The 17,848-nt window shown below is 48.8% G+C and carries 17 protein-coding genes; 7 read left to right on the forward strand and 10 right to left on the reverse strand.

Annotated elements, in window-relative coordinates; all coding sequences use genetic code 11:
* Positions 1-31: 31 nt before the first annotated feature.
* A complete protein-coding gene (locus ABV409_RS06895) occupies positions 32-544 on the reverse strand; it encodes an RNA polymerase sigma factor (protein ID WP_353876814.1) in 513 nt (170 codons plus the stop codon).
* A 78-nt stretch (positions 545-622) separates the two neighbouring features.
* Between ABV409_RS06895 and ABV409_RS06900 the strand changes: the two genes are divergently transcribed.
* From ABV409_RS06900 to ABV409_RS06910, 3 genes are read left to right on the forward strand one after another with little or no spacing between them, the layout of a single operon-like run.
* Positions 623-2,200, forward strand: coding sequence for a 7TM domain-containing protein (locus ABV409_RS06900; RefSeq protein WP_353876815.1), 1,578 nt, complete (start codon positions 623-625; stop codon positions 2,198-2,200).
* A gap of 2 nt (positions 2,201-2,202) precedes the next feature.
* The gene (locus ABV409_RS06905) at positions 2,203-3,066 is read left to right on the forward strand and encodes a sugar-transfer associated ATP-grasp domain-containing protein (protein ID WP_353876816.1); all 864 of its coding nucleotides are present in this window, start codon (positions 2,203-2,205) and stop codon (positions 3,064-3,066) included.
* A gap of 19 nt (positions 3,067-3,085) precedes the next feature.
* The gene (locus tag ABV409_RS06910) at positions 3,086-4,201 is read left to right on the forward strand and encodes a hypothetical protein (RefSeq protein ID WP_353876817.1); all 1,116 of its coding nucleotides are present in this window, start codon (positions 3,086-3,088) and stop codon (positions 4,199-4,201) included.
* A gap of 7 nt (positions 4,202-4,208) precedes the next feature.
* Here the strand turns inward: ABV409_RS06910 and ABV409_RS06915 are convergent, their stop codons facing one another.
* Both ABV409_RS06915 and ABV409_RS06920 read right to left on the reverse strand, forming a co-directional pair.
* Complete coding sequence (locus tag ABV409_RS06915) at positions 4,209-4,664, reverse strand: hypothetical protein (RefSeq protein WP_353876818.1); 456 nt, start codon at positions 4,662-4,664, stop codon at positions 4,209-4,211.
* Between the two features lie 70 nt (positions 4,665-4,734).
* On the reverse strand, positions 4,735-5,205 hold the full coding sequence (locus ABV409_RS06920; RefSeq protein WP_353876819.1) for a Crp/Fnr family transcriptional regulator: 471 nt from the start codon (positions 5,203-5,205) through the stop codon (positions 4,735-4,737).
* 131 nt (positions 5,206-5,336) lie between these two features.
* Here ABV409_RS06920 and ABV409_RS06925 point away from each other — a divergent pair, with 131 nt between their 5' ends.
* Both ABV409_RS06925 and ABV409_RS06930 read left to right on the forward strand, forming a co-directional pair.
* Positions 5,337-6,164, forward strand: a complete 828-nt coding sequence (locus ABV409_RS06925; protein ID WP_353876820.1) for a GLPGLI family protein — start codon at positions 5,337-5,339, stop codon at positions 6,162-6,164.
* Positions 6,165-6,203: 39 nt separating this feature from the next.
* Positions 6,204-8,918 carry a carboxypeptidase regulatory-like domain-containing protein gene (locus ABV409_RS06930; protein ID WP_353876821.1) on the forward strand — a complete coding sequence of 905 codons (2,715 nt, stop codon included), beginning with the start codon at positions 6,204-6,206 and terminating at the stop codon, positions 8,916-8,918.
* 7 nt (positions 8,919-8,925) lie between these two features.
* Here ABV409_RS06930 and ABV409_RS06935 read toward each other — a convergent pair whose 3' ends face one another.
* Together ABV409_RS06935 and ABV409_RS06940 are read right to left on the reverse strand one after the other, a co-directional pair.
* Positions 8,926-10,212: an alpha/beta fold hydrolase gene (locus ABV409_RS06935; protein ID WP_353876822.1), complete on the reverse strand. Its 1,287-nt coding sequence runs from the start codon at positions 10,210-10,212 to the stop codon at positions 8,926-8,928.
* Positions 10,213-10,256: 44 nt separating this feature from the next.
* Positions 10,257-10,967 carry an NUDIX hydrolase gene (locus ABV409_RS06940; RefSeq protein WP_353876823.1) on the reverse strand — a complete coding sequence of 237 codons (711 nt, stop codon included), beginning with the start codon at positions 10,965-10,967 and terminating at the stop codon, positions 10,257-10,259.
* Positions 10,968-11,056: 89 nt separating this feature from the next.
* Between ABV409_RS06940 and ABV409_RS06945 the strand changes: the two genes are divergently transcribed.
* Positions 11,057-13,480, forward strand: coding sequence for a glycoside hydrolase family 3 C-terminal domain-containing protein (locus ABV409_RS06945; RefSeq protein WP_353876824.1), 2,424 nt, complete (start codon positions 11,057-11,059; stop codon positions 13,478-13,480).
* A gap of 49 nt (positions 13,481-13,529) precedes the next feature.
* Here the strand turns inward: ABV409_RS06945 and ABV409_RS06950 are convergent, their stop codons facing one another.
* The 3 genes from ABV409_RS06950 to ABV409_RS06960 are packed head-to-tail and all read right to left on the reverse strand — an operon-like array spanning position 13,530 to position 15,585.
* Positions 13,530-14,453, reverse strand: coding sequence for an LLM class oxidoreductase (locus ABV409_RS06950; RefSeq protein WP_353876825.1), 924 nt, complete (start codon positions 14,451-14,453; stop codon positions 13,530-13,532).
* A 1-nt stretch (position 14,454) separates the two neighbouring features.
* Positions 14,455-15,276, reverse strand: a complete 822-nt coding sequence (locus ABV409_RS06955) for an SDR family NAD(P)-dependent oxidoreductase (RefSeq protein ID WP_353876826.1) — start codon at positions 15,274-15,276, stop codon at positions 14,455-14,457.
* Between the two features lie 9 nt (positions 15,277-15,285).
* Positions 15,286-15,585 carry a DUF1330 domain-containing protein gene (locus ABV409_RS06960; RefSeq protein ID WP_353876827.1) on the reverse strand — a complete coding sequence of 100 codons (300 nt, stop codon included), beginning with the start codon at positions 15,583-15,585 and terminating at the stop codon, positions 15,286-15,288.
* A 105-nt stretch (positions 15,586-15,690) separates the two neighbouring features.
* On the opposite strand from ABV409_RS06960, the gene ABV409_RS06965 reads away from it, so the two are divergent.
* Positions 15,691-16,026, forward strand: a complete 336-nt coding sequence (locus ABV409_RS06965; RefSeq protein WP_353876828.1) for a winged helix-turn-helix transcriptional regulator — start codon at positions 15,691-15,693, stop codon at positions 16,024-16,026.
* A gap of 7 nt (positions 16,027-16,033) precedes the next feature.
* On the opposite strand, the gene ABV409_RS06970 is transcribed toward ABV409_RS06965, so the two are convergent.
* Positions 16,034-16,777: a matrixin family metalloprotease gene (locus ABV409_RS06970; RefSeq protein ID WP_353876829.1), complete on the reverse strand. Its 744-nt coding sequence runs from the start codon at positions 16,775-16,777 to the stop codon at positions 16,034-16,036.
* Between the two features lie 36 nt (positions 16,778-16,813).
* Positions 16,814-17,806, reverse strand: a complete 993-nt coding sequence (locus tag ABV409_RS06975; RefSeq protein ID WP_353876830.1) for a VOC family protein — start codon at positions 17,804-17,806, stop codon at positions 16,814-16,816.
* Between the last annotated feature and the right edge of the window lie 42 nt (positions 17,807-17,848).

Below are 17,848 nucleotides of genomic sequence, written 5' to 3' on the forward strand. Positions count from 1 at the left end.
GCACTCCATTTTTACCCTACCCCCTTATACGTTAAATATTCCGCACTGTTTTACGCAACTTGACCAAAGCTTTGTGCATGCGTTTTTCTACCGCTTTTTGGGAAACTTCCAAAAAGGCGGCGATTTCTTTATAAGTCATGCCATCGATGCGATTCATTAAAAACACCTCGCGCTGGCCTTCGGGGAGTGCCGCAATCGCCGATTCGAGCGTTTCGCGGTATTCTTTTTCCTCCAATTGGTATTCTGGGGTTTCGTGTTCTACGGATCGTTGGGGCCTTTTGGCGTATTTCAACACTACTTTTTGATGTTCTACCTGGTTGTAAAAGGCGTTTTTAGCCACGGCGAATAAAAATCCACGGGCCTTTTCGAAAACGACCTTTTTGCAATTGTTCCAGAGTTTGATGAAGGCTTCTTGAACAAGGTCTTCGGCCTGGGGTAGGTTTCCTGATTGGTAATAGAGGTAATTGCGAAGCGTTTCCGCATGGAGGTCGAACAGCCGGTCGAATACCCTTTTCTCGCAAACGGACTTTTCGCTTTCGCTCATTCAGGGAATTTTTTTCTAGGGGGGTGGGGTGAATCCAAAGTATCCTGTTCTACTACCAAAACTAAAAAATAATTGGTTATGACCGTCCCAAAGCATTACAAGTCCATCCTGTTTGCACTAAGCGTACTCGCTGTGGCATCCATCGCCTATAAGTTGGAATGGCTTTCAAAAAACGAAGCGGAATTTAAAGCTGATGCGGTGTATCGGGTGACGTACCGGTATTTCTTCAAAACCGATAGTGCGACCACCTTCGTGAAGGCGTTTTTGCCCAAAAACAACGCAAGACAACAAATCTTAGCCCAAAAAAGCATCATGCCCCCGACTATTGGGTTCACCACCGTGGCCGAAGGTCCGAACGTTCGCGGCCATTGGACGACGGACGTACCGAATACCTATGAAAGCGTGAGCTACTCCTTTGCTTTTAGGGGGAAGGACCAACTGTTCGGACTACCGTCCAAATTCAAACCAATGACCACAGGTATGGAAGGCTTTTTGGTACCTACCGAGCACATCCAATCGGATGCCGAGCCCATCGCCCAACTGGCGAAACGGCTTTCCAAGGGCACTACCAGTGATAAGGCGGTCGTACAGGCGGTGTTCGACTATGTGCACGGAATTCCTACCGCACCGATCATCACATTGACCGATGCTTTGGGTGCTTTGGAACGAAACAAAGCGTCCTGCAATGGCAAGAGTCGGCTTTTGGTCGCTTTGGCCAGGAACCTGGGGTATCCGGCCAGGATCAAAGGGGGGATTATCTTAAAAGAATCGAACAAGCGTACCAGTCACGCTTGGGTCGAATTGCACATCAACGGCGATTGGGTGCCCTTTGATGCTTTGAACGGTCATTTTGCCTATCTGCCTGCCAATTATTTGGAATTGTATGAAGGCGATGCCTTTTTAGTGACCCATAGCCCGGGCATCCAATTTGACTACGCCTATGAAATCGAACCTCAAGAATCGCTGCCTATGATCAATGAGGAAGCCCAAGGGATCGATGAATTGACGGCGTTTTCGTTATGGGGACTTGTCAAAAACGGCACGATTTCGAAAAAGAACCTCTTTTTGCTGTTGATGCTGCCCTTGGGTGGGTTGATCGTCGCCTTATTACGGAATATCGTCGGCATTCGCACCTTTGGGGTCTTTTTACCGGTGCTTATCGCTTTTTCCCTTTTGGAAACCGGATTTACGACCGGAATGGTACTCTTCCTTTTCTTGATTTTGTTCGTTGGTTTGATCACCCGTCCTTTTGATGCCATGGGCTTACTGCATACCCCCAAATTGGTCATCTCGTTGACCCTGATGGTTTTGGTGATGGCCTTGGGCAATTACTTCGGTCTGCGATTCGATATCCCTTGGTTGGGGGCGTTGACCTTGTTCCCGACCATTATTCTGACGATTTCGGCAGAACGCTTTTCGAAACTCATTGTTGAAGACGGTTTCCATAAAGCGACGGGAACCTTGCTCCAAACACTTTTGGCCGTTGGCGTATGTTATTTGCTTTTCGCCGTGCCCGGCCTAGACGGCATCCTGATCCTGTTTCCGGAATTGCTCTTATTGGTCATCACAGCCTGCATGCTCCTCGGACGCTATGTCGGCTTACGGTGGACCGAGCTCCTTCGTTTTCAACCCTTGTTACCCTTAAAATTCAGCTGATCATGTTAGGAAAGTTATTCCAGGTCCGAAACCCCAAGGGGGTGGTCGGGCTCAATCGACGCAATATCGAATTGATTTACCCGCACAATCAGCGTGAGCATTACACCCTCGCCGATGACAAGGTCAAGGCGAAGATGCTATTGCACGAACATGGTATTGCCTGCGCCCGCACGTATGCGGTTATTGAACGGATCAGTGAGATCAAAACCAAATGGGCCGCTTTGCAAGACCATAGCACCTTGGTCATCAAGCCTGCCAAGGGCTGCGGTGGCGGTGGGATCAAGATTTTAAGGAAAAATGCCAAGGGTCACTGGCAAAGTAGCGGTAATACGATGACCGACGCCCAGATTTTCCAACATATTACCGGTATCATATCCGGCTTGTTTTCCATGGCGAATACCGATGCCTGTCTCATTGAGGAGTGTATTGTACCGCATCCGTTCTTTGCCGAGATCTATGATGAAGGCGTCCCTGATTTCCGGATCATTACCCTCAAGGGAAAACCGCTGATGGCCATGTTGCGGATGCCGACCTCGAAGTCGGACGGTAAGGCCAATTTACATCAAAACGGTGTGGGTATCGGGGTCGATATGGCCAAGGGCACCTTAACGCAGGTGTACGACGGAAAACGGTATACGCTGCATCATCCCGATAATTCGAACCAAGTCTTCGGCATGCAAATCCCGTTTTGGTTTACCATGCTGCAATTGGCCCGAAAAACGGCCAAAGCCTTTCCGCTGGAGTATCTCGGAATCGACTTGGTCATCGATAAGGTCAAAGGGCCGCAAATCATGGAAGTCAATGTACGGCCGGGCCTCGGCATACAACTGGTCAATCAACAAGGTCTGGCGAATTGCCTGGCCTAAATCCAATACATCCCATCTTATGAAAAAGTATATCACCTTTTGTTTATTGCTATCGGCGCTTAACGCCATGGCCCAAGAACGGCACCGATTCGAATTCGGCAGCCAAACCGGTTACGAGTACAATTACTTTAAAAGTCCCGATCAGGTATTGGTCGATGGTAGCTTGTTGAACGAAAACGATTTGATTTCCAGTAGTGGCTATCTAGATCTGTTCTTTGATTATGATTACCGCTACCAATGGAAGGCGAACCGGCTCCGCATTGCCATTTCCCCCTTTGCGAGGTTGTTCCAAGAACAAATGACCGATAGTTATTGGAGTTTGGATGTGGCGGTAAAATACGATCGCAAACTCTCGAAATCGATCAAACTGCTAGGCGAATTGAACATTAATCGAATGGATCGTGAAGGGCTTGACGGTGCCCAAGACGTTTTGGTCAATCCGTTAGGGTATACCAATTATGGTGGTTCGGGTGGACTGGCTTGGCGCCCAACCAAACAACACCGCACTTCCTTTGAGGGGTTTTATAATTTCAAGAATTTCGATGCCTACGGGGTCAGGGACCTTCAATTCAATGAATACGGACTGCGTTTGGCGACCAGACAGGAATTCCGCCCTGGAAGATTCGAGCATTCGTTCGGACTGACGACTTATATCAAAAAACGCCTATACGACACCTTCAATTCAGAAGAATCGCCCCAAACGGGCCGTCGTGATTGGGACTATGCGAAGCTCACCGGATTTTACAACTTACCGTTGAACGCTGTTTTCGAAATTGCACCCCAACTGACGTATTACGGTCGTTTCGATCGTCTCGAGAACCGATCCGGGTTTCACCAATATGGACCAGGGATCCGTTTCCGTTTTGATAACGACAAGACGCGGATCAATGCCTTGGTCAAGTACCAGGTGCGGGGGTATACCGATATACAAGCCCCTGGGGCGACCGATTTGCTCCGCTATACTTACACCGATATTTCATTGCAGTTCGAACACCAATTACCGATTAAGGGGCTGTTGTTCACCGGAAGGGCCTACAGTAGGTTTAGGGAAACCAATACCGTGGATCTCGCTTCGCGCTCTTTTCGGGGTTACACCAACCAATATGCCGGTGTCGGCCTAACTTGGAAACTGTAAAGGACAGCTAGCCTTGTGTGGTTTTGCGCTGGAGGAAAACGGCATAGCAGCTAAGGAGGATGGCCGATGCGGAAATCACGGTCATCAGGGTACCCGGGAAGAAATGAACGAATCCACCCAAATCCATGAACAGAAAGTAGCCCAAGTCGGCCAATCCGCCTACGAGTGCGGCTAGATAAATAGCATTTTTGTTCCCTTTCCATATGCCAAAAGCACAAACAAAGGTGATCATACCGATCCAGAGGAGGTTGAAGCCGTGTTGCCCAATGATCGCACCGGCCGCTTTGGGATAGTCCATGGTCAGGGTGTCGGGGTCAACGGCATCGGCAATTCCGATGACGGAGGCACTGATATCATCGGTCAAAACACCCTTCATGGTCATGACACCGGCTAGAACGTGCACCAGACCCCAAACGATCCATAAGATAGAGGCGGTGCGCAAACAAAAGGAAATGGTTTTCATACATGGGAATTTGTCCGGAAAGTTCCCAAATCCCATTAAAGTATACATTAACCTAGATTAAGAAAACGGATCAGGGCGTCCTGAATTTGGACGACTTTACCTTGCTCAACGCCTCTGGAGTAACCCCTAAGTATGAGGCGATCATGCGTTGGGGTACCCGTTGCACGATATCAGGATAGGTTTCGATGAACACTTGATACCGCTCTAAGGCCGAAGAAGCCATGAGGCCCATAACCCTTTGCTGCAAGACGTGCAAGCGTTTGACCAAAGGCCCGACGTTCTGCTGTTCGTCCGATAGGTTTTTTTGTCGCACTTCGACTACGGCATCTTCCAAGACATCGATAAACAAACTTGTAGGTGATTCAGGTGGGGCATTGTCGGCGATGACCCAACCTTCGGGCGCGAACATGAATACATGTTCTTTGCCTTTGGTGTCAACGGCATAACTGCGTAGTAAGCCTGATTTTATCACATAGATTTTACTGTTCAATTCACCTGGCTTTTGGAGTATCGTATTTTTTGGAAGCTGGAGTCTGGCCATATGCAGTAAGATAAAAAATCTTAACGAGCCATGTAGTTTGTTCGCATGGTGTTAATGTTTTGATAAACGCAATAAAAATGTTTAGTCTTTTTTTATTTTCGTTAAACAAAGCTAATTCAACAGATACCACCATGAAATCCATCCTTATTACGTTCTTCTCATTAATCCTATTATTGTTCGGTTCAATCCAACCTGAAGCCCCTGATTTTCAAGGCCAAGCGATCTACTTTTCAAAATCGACCCTCGAATTGGGGAGTTGGGGTGCCCGAATGAGCGAAGCCCAAAAGAAACAAATCAAGGAACGCTTGAAGAATCGTTTGGAGAAGACCTATATATTGAACTTCAACAAAGAAGCGTCGGTCTTTAATGAAGAAGAACAACTCGACGCCATGTCGGGGGCCACGGATTCTTGGGGAAAGAACTTCGCCCGTGGGGAACAATACAAAAACGTGAAGGAAGACGCCTTGGTCCAAAGCCAGGAGTTCTACGGTAAAAAGTTTTTGGTGAAAGACAAACTGCAGGCGTTCAATTGGAACATGGGTTCGGAGACCAAGCAAATCGGCGAGTATACCTGTTTCAAAGCATCGGCTTTGGTACCGACCAATGAATTGACCTGGTATGATTTTTCATGGGGCAAATTGCGCAACCAACAAGCCGCCAACGCGGAAGAAGGTGGTGAACCCCAAATCGATATGACCCAAGTAGTGGCTTGGTATACCCCCCAGATTCCCGTTTCACATGGTCCGGCTGAATATTGGGGTCTTCCAGGGTTGATACTGGAGGTCAATGCCGGCGGAACGACCATGCTCTGTTCCAAAATCGTGATGAACCCCAAAGAATCACTTGATATAGAAGCCCCTAAAAAAGGCACGGTGGTGACCAAGGCCGAGTATGAGACCACGGTCTTGGGCAAAATGAAAGAGATGATGGAAAATAGGGGCAGAAGAAGAAGCCGCTAATCCAAACCTCCTTATCCTAGTTCCATCCAAAAGAAAACGATGAAGCGAATCCTGACCGCGCTGGTCCTGTTGATCGGCCTGACCGCTTATGGCCAAATACAATTGGAAGGGGTCGTCAAAGACACCCTGGGTAATCCGCTAGAACTGGCCAATGTGATCGCCATCAACCAAGAAACCAATGCCATGGCCTCCTATGGCATTACCAACGATTCGGGAAAGTTCAAGATCGAACTGGGCCCCAACGGTTCGTACCAAATCCAAATCAGCTACGTGGGCATGAAGATGCTCAAGGTGCCCTTGGAGACGAAGGAATCGGATATTGTTACCGACTTTGTATTGGAATCTGAAAACGCCCTAGATGAGGTCGAACTGGTCTATGAAATGCCGGTTCAAGTCAAGGGGGATACCTTGGTCTATAATGCCGATTCGTTTCAAGACGGTACGGAACGAAAGCTCGAAGACGTTTTGGAGAAATTACCGGGTGTCGAGATCAATGAAGACGGGCAGGTCGAAGTTGAAGGGAAGGTGGTCAACAAACTCATGGTGAACGGCAAGGACTTTTTTGATGGGGACACCAAACTAGCGACCAAGAACATTCCTTCGAAAGCCGTCGATAAGATCCAGGTACTTCGAAACTATGCCGAAGTCGGGCAGTTGCGAAGTGTCAGGAACAACCAAGACAATGTCGCCCTGAACATTAAGCTGAAGGAAGGAAAAGAGAATTTCTGGTTCGGCGATGTCACCTTAGGTGGTGGGGCCTCTCCTGATGACGGTTTGTACGTGGTACAACCGAAGTTGTTCTACTACAGTCCGAAATACACCCTCAACTTTATCGGCGATTTCAACAATACGGGTGAAGTGGCATTGAATCGGCGTGATATCCGCAATTTAAACGGAGGTTTTCGAGTGCCGAGCCAAAATAGCGGTACCGATATCAGTTTGGGGAACAACAGCTTGAACTTTTTGACCGATCAGAACAACACTTTGGAAATCGAAAGCAAATTGGCGACGGCGAATTTCAGTTATTCCCCATCTTCGGGCTTGGATTTGAGCGGTTTTTTGATTTACAGCAGCAGTAGGATCCTATCTCGTGAAATCAACGGCATCCAATATACCGACCCTGCTTTGGGCATTCCCGATGAGGTGACCGAAGCTTCGGGTCGTGAACGCTCTGAGGAAGGTTTGGTGAAATTAAGTGCCTCCTTCCAACCCAATTACAGCAACCAGATCGACTATGATGTTTTGGCACGGATCGCCAGTGATCAACAGAGTCAATTGGTCGCATCCTCGGTCTTGGGAAATACCCTTCGTGTCGACGACTATACCCCATGGAGCCTAAACCAGAATTTGAATTACTATTATACCCTGAACGAGAATAACATCTTTGCCCTTGAGGCCCAGCATCAATTGAGGGAGGAAGACCCTTTTTATAATGCGGTATTGACCAATACGGATTCGGATAACGATGCCTTCGACACCACCGCGGGGTCCCTGGGCTTCGATACGGGGCAAGACGCCTATGTTTTCGATCAGAATAGAATGATCAAATCAAATCAGCTGGATGCGAAGTTGGATTATTACAACATCTTGAATAAAAAGAGCAACTTGAACGTGACCTTTGGGGTGATCTTTAGCCGTCAGGAGTTCAATTCCTCCATTTTCCAGTTCTTGGATGATGGATCTGCTTTCGAGCCTACACCGGTCATTAACGATGGACGATCGCGTAATGATATTACCTATAACTTCAGCGATCTGTATCTCGGGCTGCGCTACCGCTTGAAAACAGGAAAATTTACCATTACCCCTGGACTATCGGTGCATGCCTACGGAAATAAGAACGAGCAGTTCGGCAGTATTTTCGAAGACAATTTCTTTCGGGTGCTCCCCGAATTCGAGACCCGGATCGATTTGAAAAAGAGTGAATCGCTCACCTTGCGCTATGATATGCGCAACCAGTTCACCGATGTCACCCGATTGGCCGAGGGGCTGATTTTGAACAGTTTCAATGACATCCAATTCGGGGAAGCCGGGTTGCAAAACGCCTTGTCGAACAATATCAGTCTGTTGTACAGTAGCTTTAACTTGTTCAATTATACCAACGTTTTCGCACGTGCGGCCTATTCGAACAATATCGACCAGATCCGTAGTTTGACCGATTTCGAGAACGTCATCCGTACGAGTACCTTTTTCAATTCGAATTTCGCCGATGAGACCTTCAGTCTGTTCGGCCGGGTACAGCGCACCTTCGGTAAGGTGCAGGCCACCTTGAACGCTGGGTTCAATTACAGCAAAATCAACCAATTCATTCAAGGACAACGCTCGTTGAACGAAGGGTTTACCCAGACTTATACCCCGGGAATCCGAACCAATTTCAAAATCGCCCCCAATATCAATTTTAGATACCGTTACAGTGTCACCAATAATGAACAAGGAGGGGGAGAGACCAAGTTCGTGACCAATGCCCCTTCGATCGATTTCGATGCCTATATCTGGAAATCGGTCACCCTGCGTTCGCAGTACACCTATACCAATCAGGACTTGGGCGATGGAAATTCACAGTCGTTCCAGAATTGGGATGCTTCCTTGGCGTACCGAAAAGACCGCGATGCGAAATGGGAATATGAATTGAAGGCTACCAATTTGCTGGATATCGACGCCCAGGTTCGTAACAGTGCCAACAACGTGTCGGTCTTCTCATCGGAAACCTTCATCCAACCTCGTTTCGTTACGTTTCGAGTCGTTTATAGCCTGTAGTGCCGAATCAGTTCTTTGTTAAAAAATCGATGACCGCTCTGGCAAAATCGGCTTGTTTGTAGGTGTTGTTATGATCGCCTTTGAGCAAGATCATTTCGCTTTTAGGGATCATGGCTTGAAGTTCCTTGGGGTCACCATTGTCTGTATCGGCATCGCCACAGGCAATCATGACCGGAATACGGATGTTGTTCAGTTCGGTAGGTCGGGTTACCGGTTGAAAATCCTGCAAATACCCCAACACCTTTAAATCCGCTCCGATTGATTCGGCATAGGCTATTGCTCCTGAAGTTAAGGTGTTCGCTGCTTTTCGACCACTAAATGCATCTGCAAAAGCCTTGCGGCGGTCCCAGTCGGGGTCGGTGAAATCAGCACCCATTCCACCTAAGACCGCTTTGGTGATCTGAGGTTCCTGGGTTAGCAGTTTGGCCAAAACGATGCTTCCCCGAGAATATCCAACGGCATGATAGGCGGTGAGGTTCAAATGATCCGCAAGGGCCAAAAGGTCTTTTACTTCGGCATCATGGTGATAGCTATCGGGCAATTGCGGTTTGTCCGATTGACCGTTACCCCGTAAGTCGGGAACGATGACGCGGAATCCCTGGGCGATCAACGCTTTTTTAAGTTCCGTTTTATTCCATGAGCTACCGCTATTGATGAATCCGTGTAGTAATAGCACCGGATACCCGCTTCCGGTATCGGTATAGGCGATCGATATACCGTCAAAGGTCTTGAACTTGCCGCTTAAGGTTACGTGCTTCACGGCATTGGGACGAATAGCCTGCAAGACTTCCCAGTTGGTATGGTCCTTCGGTTTAGGTGACAGTTTGAACACCCATAAGCCTCCGTTTTGATGGGTGGTGATCTTCAGATGAAGACGGATTTCCGCTTTGGTAAAGAAACCGTCTTTGGTGACCACTATACCCTCATATCCGGATTCGTTTTCTTGCAAGGCCACTTGGGTGTCGACCGTTTCGAATTTACCGACTGCTTGCATCAAACCGTCGTAATAGGATTCGAGGTAGGTCGCCAGTGTCTGCCTATCGACGTTCAAGGGCTGTTCCAAAACCCAAGCGAAGGCATAGGTCCAAAAGCCATCGGTGTCCATGACGTTCCATTGCGGGGAAAACCGAACCTCCTCATAACCGGTCAACGGAATGTCAGGGGCAAAAGAAAGGGGTAAGGCCAATTTTTCATAGGTCCAATCCCCCGGTGCTACAAGCACGGGGTCGGCCTCTTGACCATAGGTGAAACCGCTTAGGGCGATCAACAAAAAGAAGTAATGGATTCGTTTCATGGGTGGTTGCTCAATACCTAAAGGTACTAAAACAACTTAAGGGGTTAGGATCGGTTTTTAAGCCGGTATTGGTAAGGATTGCTACCAGGGCTTTCTTTTTTCAACTTAGGAAGCCGTTCGAACCGACCGGTGGCCAATATTTTCTTTTGAAAACGGCTGCGATCGAGATTCTCGTCCAAAATCGTTTGGTGCAGGCGGTGTAGTTCGGGCATGGTGAAGGCCGATGGCAGTAGGTTGTGGGTGTGCAACTCGTTTTTACTGTCTTCCTTTAAGCGGTTTCTCGCGAAATCGATAATCGAACCGTGATCCAACCACAAGTCGGGCAGCTGGTCAAAAGGAAACCAGGCAACGGCTTCGTCGAACTCGCCGGGTTCAGGTTTTGTGTGGGCAATATCGACCAGGGAGTAATGCGAAAGGGTCACGAAGCGATCATTGATCCAATAGTCGTCGCGCCATGGCAATCCGTTGGCATCGAAGTAGTTTTTGAACTCTTGGTCGAAACGGCGATCGGCCGCACCGAATACGGATAGGAACTTAAAATGGGGTCGGGCCAGGCCGGTTCGCTCTTTGAGGATACGCACGACGGCATGGTCAACCGATTCGTCTTTCTTGATATAGCCCCCAGGAAGCGCCCATTTTGGACCTAATTTCAAAAGCAGGCATTTCAAAACACCGTCTTCGTACCCAATGATGACCAGGTCTATGGAGAGGTTGGGGAGAAAATAATCCCTCCCGTTTTCTAAGATGTCGTTCATATCCATCCCAACAAAAATAACAATTGTGACGTTTGGTCACAAATCATAATTTACTATATTTGTGGCAAAATGACACAAATAAACCCATCATGAATAAAAAGATAAAAACGGTATTGAAAGTCCTAGGTGTTTTAGTGTTGCTGCTACTGTTGACAGGATTTTTGACCTACCGCTATTTCAAGGCTACTTTTTTGAATTTTGAAAAGGACTATAAGCAAACCACCGAATTCAATACGTTGACGGTCGATGGCTATGCCTTTTTAGACCGCAATGGCAATGGTGCCCTGGATGTTTATGAAGACGACCGACAAGCTGTGGAAGCCCGTGTTGCCGATGTTTTGGCCCAGATGACCTTGGAGGAAAAGATCCATTTGCTCAAGGGTTCGGGCATCGCTTCGGCCATGGGGGCCGGTGAACCTGACGGTATTCCCGGGGCCGTGGGTACGATTGTGCCAACACCACGATTGGGAATTCCTACGGTTTACCTTTCCGACGGCCCGGCAGGTTTGCGCATCGAACCCACAAGGGAAGGCGAAGACCGTACTTTTTACTGCACGGCTTTTCCGATCGCTACCCTTTTGGCCTCTACCTGGAACGAACCCCTGGTACGGGAAGTGGGCGAGGCTATGGGTAAGGAAGCCTCTGAATACGGCATCGATGTCATTTTGGGCCCGGGGGCCAACCTACATCGGCATCCGCTTTGTGGCCGGAATTTTGAATACTACTCCGAAGATCCGCTCTTGACAGGGATCATGGGTGCCGCCATGGTCAATGGAATCGAAAGCCATGGTGTCGGTACTTCGCTCAAGCATTTCGTTGCGAACAACCAGGAAACCGAACGCTTTCTGAACGACGTGGTCATTTCGGAACGCGCGCTTCGAGAACTGTATTTGAAGGGCTTCGAGATCATTGTGGAACGGGCCCAACCCTGGACCATTATGTCTTCCTATAACAAAGTGAACGGTACTTATACTTCCGAGAGTCCGCGATTGTTGACCGATATTTTGAGAACCGAATGGGGTTTCGAGGGTTTGGTGATGACCGATTGGTTCGGTGGGCGTAATGCCACGGCCCAAATCAGCGCGGGCAACGATCTTTTGGAACCCGGTACGAAAAGACAGTGGGATGCCTTGACCGAGGCGGCCGAATCAGGTCAACTGGCTGAATCGGATATCGACCGGGCCGCGGCGCGCATCCTTACCTTGGTCTTCCAAACGAAAAAAATCAAAGGGGAAGCTTATGGGGAGAATCCTGATCTTGGGGCGCATGCATCCATTACCCGAAATTCTGCGGCAGAAGGTATGGTGCTATTGAAGAATGAAGCCGCGCTTCCGTTGGCCGAAGGTTTGAATATCGCCTTGTTGGGTACGACCTCGTACAATTTCATTGCCGGAGGAACGGGTTCTGGTGATGTGAATGAGGCGTATACCGTTTCTTTGGAAGAAGGTTTGGCCAATGCGGGTTTTACCATCAACACCAAAGCGAAATCGCTTTACGAATCACTGAAAACGGCCAATGCTGAGGCTTTTGTCAAACCTGAAGGGCTTGATGCTATGTTCAACCCTTTTCATCCCCCTGAAATGTCATATTCCGCAACCGAGCTAGAGACCATCGTCGCTACCGCCGATGTGGGCGTATTGACCCTTGGTCGCAACGCCGGTGAAGGTGCCGATCGTAGCCATACCCAAGGTGATTTTTTGATTACCGATCAAGAACGACGATTGATCGAGATGACGAGCGCGGCGTTCTCGACTGCCGGTAAAAAGCTGGTAGTGGTCATGAATATCGCCGGGGTGATTGAAACGGCTTCATGGAAGGATGGGCCCGATGCCATCGTTTTGGCGTGGCAAGGTGGCCAGGAAGGGGGTAATTCGGTAGCTGACATCCTATCGGGGGCAGTGAATCCGAGTGGAAAATTACCCATGACCTTTCCCAACAAGATCGAGGACCATGCTTCACATGCGAACTTTCCCGAAGGTGGCGGCACACTCAGTATGGGCGATTTGATGGGCCAACTCCTATTCCCACCAGACGAGCGACCTGAAGAAGAAAAATTGGCGAACCGTGATATTACGGTATACGATGAAGGCATCTATGTGGGATACCGCCATTTCGACAAGCGGGATCTTGAGGTGTCCTATCCTTTTGGGTTCGGACTTTCCTACACTGAATTCAGTTATGGGGATATGGTGGTGGAATTGGAAAACGACTCGCTGTCGATTGCCTTGACTGTTTCCAATATTGGGGAAAGCGCAGGCAAGGAAGTGGTACAATTCTATGCGGAAAAGGAAGGAACAACGATCGATAGGGCACCCCAAGAACTACAGGGTTTTGTCAAAACCACACTCTTACAGCCCGGTCAGGTCGATAGCCTTCGATTGAAACTGCCGATTCGATCACTACGGTATTGGGACGAAGGCAACAATGGCTGGACTTTGGAACCCGGCGATTATCGCATCAAGGCGGCGGCCTCTTCACGCGATGTACGAAAAACGGCCAAGGTGACCTTGTAGTAAAAGCATATAAGACCCCTTTGCTTAGAAAGCAAAAGCGGCGAGGGGGTCATTGGAACTCGGGCAAGACTTCGGATCCAAGGGCGGCTACTGCTTCTTTAGCTGGGCGAGAACCGTATTTCAAGTTGAGGATGACATGATTGACGCCGTGATGTTCCAGGTTTTTCAAATAAGCCACTAAAAATTCACTGCCGCATCGGAACCCGAGATGGATGGGCTTGGGTAAGGCTTTCGGATCATCGACCAGGTCGATGTACAGCGATTGCATGTAGGGTTTCCAAGGTTGTTCCATTTTCGCAAGGCTATCATGCCAATCTTGCATGCTTCGTTTGAGATACCCAAAGTCCCTAGGGTAGTACAACCATCCGTCGGCATGTTCTGCGATCCAATCCAAGTTTTGGCCCGAATGGCCGGTAACGAACATGGGGGTGTGTCCACCATAGTTCGGCACGAGATCCAGCGTTCCCGTTAAACTTCCGAAAGTATGGGACTCGTATTTTGGGAAGGAATTCCGCAACGCCTTTAGATAAGAGAAACTATCTCGGAACAGGGCCCCCTTGTCTTCCAGAATTTTGCCGAAGGCCGGATATTCGCTTGGGCGATCCCCAGAGGCAATGCCTAAAAGGAGACGGCCTTTTGATAGCACTTGAAGACTGGCCAGGGCTTTGGCGGTATGCACCGGATGCCGCAGGGGAAGAATGATACTCCCCGTGGCCAAGGCTATACGTTCAGTATGGTTCATGATATGGGTCATGTAGACCCAAGGGTCGTATAATTGCCCGGCATCACCAAAGGTTGGATCGTGAAAGGGGACATCGCGAAACCACAAGGCTTTGAATCCCAAGGCCTCTGCTTTTTGCGCCAGTTCTTCCTGTCCTTCCATCCGTGCCAGCGAACCGGAATAGGATTCGATGGGAAATACCAATCCCAGACTAAGTCGGTTCTTTTGGATTACGTTTTCGAATACACCCATATCATTGGATTCTAGGGCCTAGGATGCGTTCGGTAGTCTGTAATAATCGGTCGATTTTGGTTGGGTCATAGGCATCGGTATGTGCCTTGCCGAACTGCCCACGGGGATCACCCGAGTCGTTGTCGAAATAGCCCCCGGTTTCGTTGGTAAATTCGGAAGAGACCGCCAAATCGTAGAGTAGATCAGCCCCTTTGGATGCCGGTGACCAGTGCTGGCCGTAGGCCTCTTGAACCATTTTGGTATTCAACAAGGAACCCGGATTTACCGCGGTGACCCTTATTGAATGTTCTTTTTGGGCAAGATCCATACTCCACATGGTCAAGGCCAATTTGCTCTGCGCATAAGCCTCATTGGTCGATAGTGTGTTTTTTCCTTCCAAAGCGTGCATGTCTACCGGGGCTTGGGCCGCTGAGCTTAAGTTGACGACCCGGGCCAAGGCGGTTTTACGCAACAAAGGCAGCAAGGAACGGGTGAGTAGATAAGGGGCGAGATAATTAACGGTGAATCGCAGGTCGAGCCCCTCCATGTTGGTGCGTTCGTGGCTATGGAAGACCCCGGCATTATTGATCAACACATCAAGCCGATCTAACTCAAAGTCGGTTTTTTTAGCCAAACGGGCCACCACATCGAGATCTGAGAAATCGGCCACGGCCCCATAGACCTCCCGGGTATTGGCTTCTTTTCTGATGTCAGCAATGGTGGCTTCCAGTTTTTCAGGATTCCGGCCGTGTAAAAAAAGGTGATGCCCGGCCTTGGCCAGTTTCATAGCGGCCATTTTGCCGATGCCATCCGTACTTCCAGTGATGAGGATGTTTTTTTTCATGCCTAGGGTTTAAGCGAGGTCGTCTTTGCCCTCGATGAGAAAATGGTGACTGATCGATCCCTTGGTACGCGCCTCAAGGTGTTTTTCGTAGTCGGGATCACCCATAAAGGCCAGGGCATCCGCTTTGGAAGGCCATTCCAAGACAATGCGCAAGGCCGCGGTGCTCTGGAGGCCTTCGAGTTGCTCATCCGAAGCCGTTCGCGCCAAATAGCGGCCACCATGCTTTTTGACCAGGCGGTTGGCAGCGGGTAGGTATTCAGGGATCCAACTGTCATCGGTTGGGGTAACGTCTAAAACGGAATAATACATAGGATTGTAATTAAACTATACTTTTTATAGTTGCAAATGTAGGCGGGGCGGATTAGCTTTGCAATAACGGTCAAAAAGGATAGTTCCAACTTTAACAATTCAATCATGTATCAGGTAAAAGGCAAATCATACCCGTGTTGTACGAGCGTCACCATGGGGATCATCGGTGGTAAGTGGAAAACGGTGATTTTGTTCTATTTGATCGATGGACCGCTGCGTTACCATGAGTTGCGCAAGAAAATGTTCGGGGTGACCGAACGCACTTTGAGCCTACAATTGCAACAATTGGCCAACGATGGGGTCATTTCGAAAAAAGTATTCACTTCAAAACCACCTTTGAAAGTGGAGTATGCCTTGACCGAATTCGGGGAAACCTTGATTCCCATCTTGAAATCCGTCGCCGAGTGGGGCGATTTCGTAGTGGCCAATCACGCGGCTTAATCCAAGCTTATTGGCCATAGAGCTCATGGATACCCCTGATGTCACCATCTTGCAAACCGGAGATGCCCAATGATAGGAAATCAGGATTCATGATATTGTTCGACTCGACATGGCCAAGCCCCAATACATGACCGGTCTCATGGATAATGAAATCACCGAAGGTCGTACAATCGTCAAAAGCCAAACCGGATTGGATGACCACAATTCCTGAAAAAGCCGTGCAAGGTGCTGAGGGATAATTCGGATAACCGATCCCCCCTTGACGGATGTCGGCTACGAAAAAGCGGATATCGGCCGTACTGTTTTCCGGAAGTTCTTGAAATTCGATATTCGTAACCGTGGCCCAAGCCTGAAGTGCCCTACGGATTTCCGATTTGGCGCAGCTCGGCAAGGTCGCGAATGATTCGCTAGGCAGATCGATTTGGGCATGGGTGTCGATCATCCCATTTTCTTCTTGAAAACTAAAGCTTAGCGTGCCCCCTGCCGTTTCCGGGCCTTGGCTGTTGTATCCTGCTGGGGAAAACAGCGGGTTTTCGCCCCATTTGAATCCGAAAAGGCAATAATTCCCATTACCATTGGTGCATTCCGAAAGGGCGGCATTACAGCTCGAAAATCGCGAAGACGGGTTGAGGACCGCTGCTTCGTTGTCGGTATCGGGTTCATCATTACCGCAGGCGTTCCAGACCAAAACTACTGGGAAAACGAACATCCATCTTCTGATAAGCTTCCATAGGGGCGTTGGATTTCTCATAGGTTGAAGGTAAGTTATTCCGTGTTTAAATGGGCATTAGGTAAACAAAGGTACTAGTCCAAAGATGATGAAAACCATCCAAACGAGTAAAATGACCCAATACAGTATCGGATTTTGGGTGCGCGAAACGGTTTCCATCAGGTAGGTTTGGCCAGACTTCAAATCTTGAACGACCCAAAACGTGAAAAATAGGCTCCAAAGCCAAGTCCAATCCCCAACGATCCCGGTCAAGATCAACAGCAATCCGATAATGGCCTTCCACTTTATTTTAGGATTGACCATCGCCTTATCGGCTGATTTAACCGGTCTCGATATGGGTACGATGTGGAAAAAGGCCCCGAAGGGATCACTATAGACTTTGGTCGAACCGTCTTCATAAACGACACTACCCTCGTTGGCTAGGACCGCTTTTTTTAGCCTAGGAAGATCATTTGAAGCAAAGTAAACACCCCAATATTCATACTTGCCTTTGATGCGGTTCGCTACTTCATAAACCGACCCGATCCGTTGATGCCTAATATCGATAATATCGAATTCCCCGGTCAGTGCCGTAGGTTCGATCGACCAGGAAAACAAGGTCTCATAGAAAGGTTTGACTTTGGCGATATCGGAAATGAAGAGGGCGTTCCATACCAAAGCATTGGGGCTGTCGGTATACCGAGAGTGAAGCTGGTTGCCTTCATAAATGGTGAAGCCCGCGCCAAGCGGATCTCGTATCAAGGCGATCTTGCCTGTAGGATTGTCCAATTCGACCAACTCAACGATTCCTCCTGAATCTTTTGCCAAGGCCACGCTTGCCGTTACGCTTTCGACTTCGATATACGACATCCAAAAGGAGGGCATGTTCATGTCTTTGAACCTTTGCGGGGTCTCGTACAATCCGGCTATGGTTTGTCCTTGATGCATGGCCGCGAAATAGCTGCCGTCTTCGGATCGGTAATCCCAATCAAAGACCGCGGCGTAAAACGAACGGGCAGTGTCGAGGTCGTAGGTCGAAAGATCGGCGAAAACGAAGTGGTTCTTTTGCATACTCCAGAAACGTACCTAAAAGTACTGCGCTTGCCTTAGAAA

Origin of the sequence: Flagellimonas algarum (genome assembly GCF_040513375.1) — a bacterium.
Classification (GTDB): Bacteria; Bacteroidota; Bacteroidia; order Flavobacteriales; family Flavobacteriaceae; genus Flagellimonas_B; species Flagellimonas_B algarum.

Excerpts from the sequence above, each read along its gene's own strand:
- ABV409_RS06955 (WP_353876826.1), bottom strand. The coding sequence starts at position 15,276 with ATGAAAAAAAACATCCTCATCACTGGAAGTACGGATGGCATCGGCAAA.
- ABV409_RS06965 (WP_353876828.1), top strand. The coding sequence starts at position 15,691 with ATGTATCAGGTAAAAGGCAAATCATACCCGTGTTGTACGAGCGTCACC.
- ABV409_RS06970 (WP_353876829.1), bottom strand. The coding sequence starts at position 16,777 with ATGAGAAATCCAACGCCCCTATGGAAGCTTATCAGAAGATGGATGTTC.
- ABV409_RS06900 (WP_353876815.1), top strand. The coding sequence starts at position 623 with ATGACCGTCCCAAAGCATTACAAGTCCATCCTGTTTGCACTAAGCGTA.
- ABV409_RS06910 (WP_353876817.1), top strand. The coding sequence starts at position 3,086 with ATGAAAAAGTATATCACCTTTTGTTTATTGCTATCGGCGCTTAACGCC.
- ABV409_RS06975 (WP_353876830.1), bottom strand. The coding sequence starts at position 17,806 with ATGCAAAAGAACCACTTCGTTTTCGCCGATCTTTCGACCTACGACCTC.
- ABV409_RS06950 (WP_353876825.1), bottom strand. The coding sequence starts at position 14,453 with ATGGGTGTATTCGAAAACGTAATCCAAAAGAACCGACTTAGTCTGGGA.
- ABV409_RS06945 (WP_353876824.1), top strand. The coding sequence starts at position 11,057 with ATGAATAAAAAGATAAAAACGGTATTGAAAGTCCTAGGTGTTTTAGTG.
- ABV409_RS06895 (WP_353876814.1), bottom strand. The coding sequence starts at position 544 with ATGAGCGAAAGCGAAAAGTCCGTTTGCGAGAAAAGGGTATTCGACCGG.
- ABV409_RS06940 (WP_353876823.1), bottom strand. The coding sequence starts at position 10,967 with ATGAACGACATCTTAGAAAACGGGAGGGATTATTTTCTCCCCAACCTC.
- ABV409_RS06905 (WP_353876816.1), top strand. The coding sequence starts at position 2,203 with ATGTTAGGAAAGTTATTCCAGGTCCGAAACCCCAAGGGGGTGGTCGGG.
- ABV409_RS06960 (WP_353876827.1), bottom strand. The coding sequence starts at position 15,585 with ATGTATTATTCCGTTTTAGACGTTACCCCAACCGATGACAGTTGGATC.
- ABV409_RS06925 (WP_353876820.1), top strand. The coding sequence starts at position 5,337 with ATGAAATCCATCCTTATTACGTTCTTCTCATTAATCCTATTATTGTTC.
- ABV409_RS06920 (WP_353876819.1), bottom strand. The coding sequence starts at position 5,205 with ATGGCCAGACTCCAGCTTCCAAAAAATACGATACTCCAAAAGCCAGGT.
- ABV409_RS06935 (WP_353876822.1), bottom strand. The coding sequence starts at position 10,212 with ATGAAACGAATCCATTACTTCTTTTTGTTGATCGCCCTAAGCGGTTTC.
- ABV409_RS06930 (WP_353876821.1), top strand. The coding sequence starts at position 6,204 with ATGAAGCGAATCCTGACCGCGCTGGTCCTGTTGATCGGCCTGACCGCT.
- ABV409_RS06915 (WP_353876818.1), bottom strand. The coding sequence starts at position 4,664 with ATGAAAACCATTTCCTTTTGTTTGCGCACCGCCTCTATCTTATGGATC.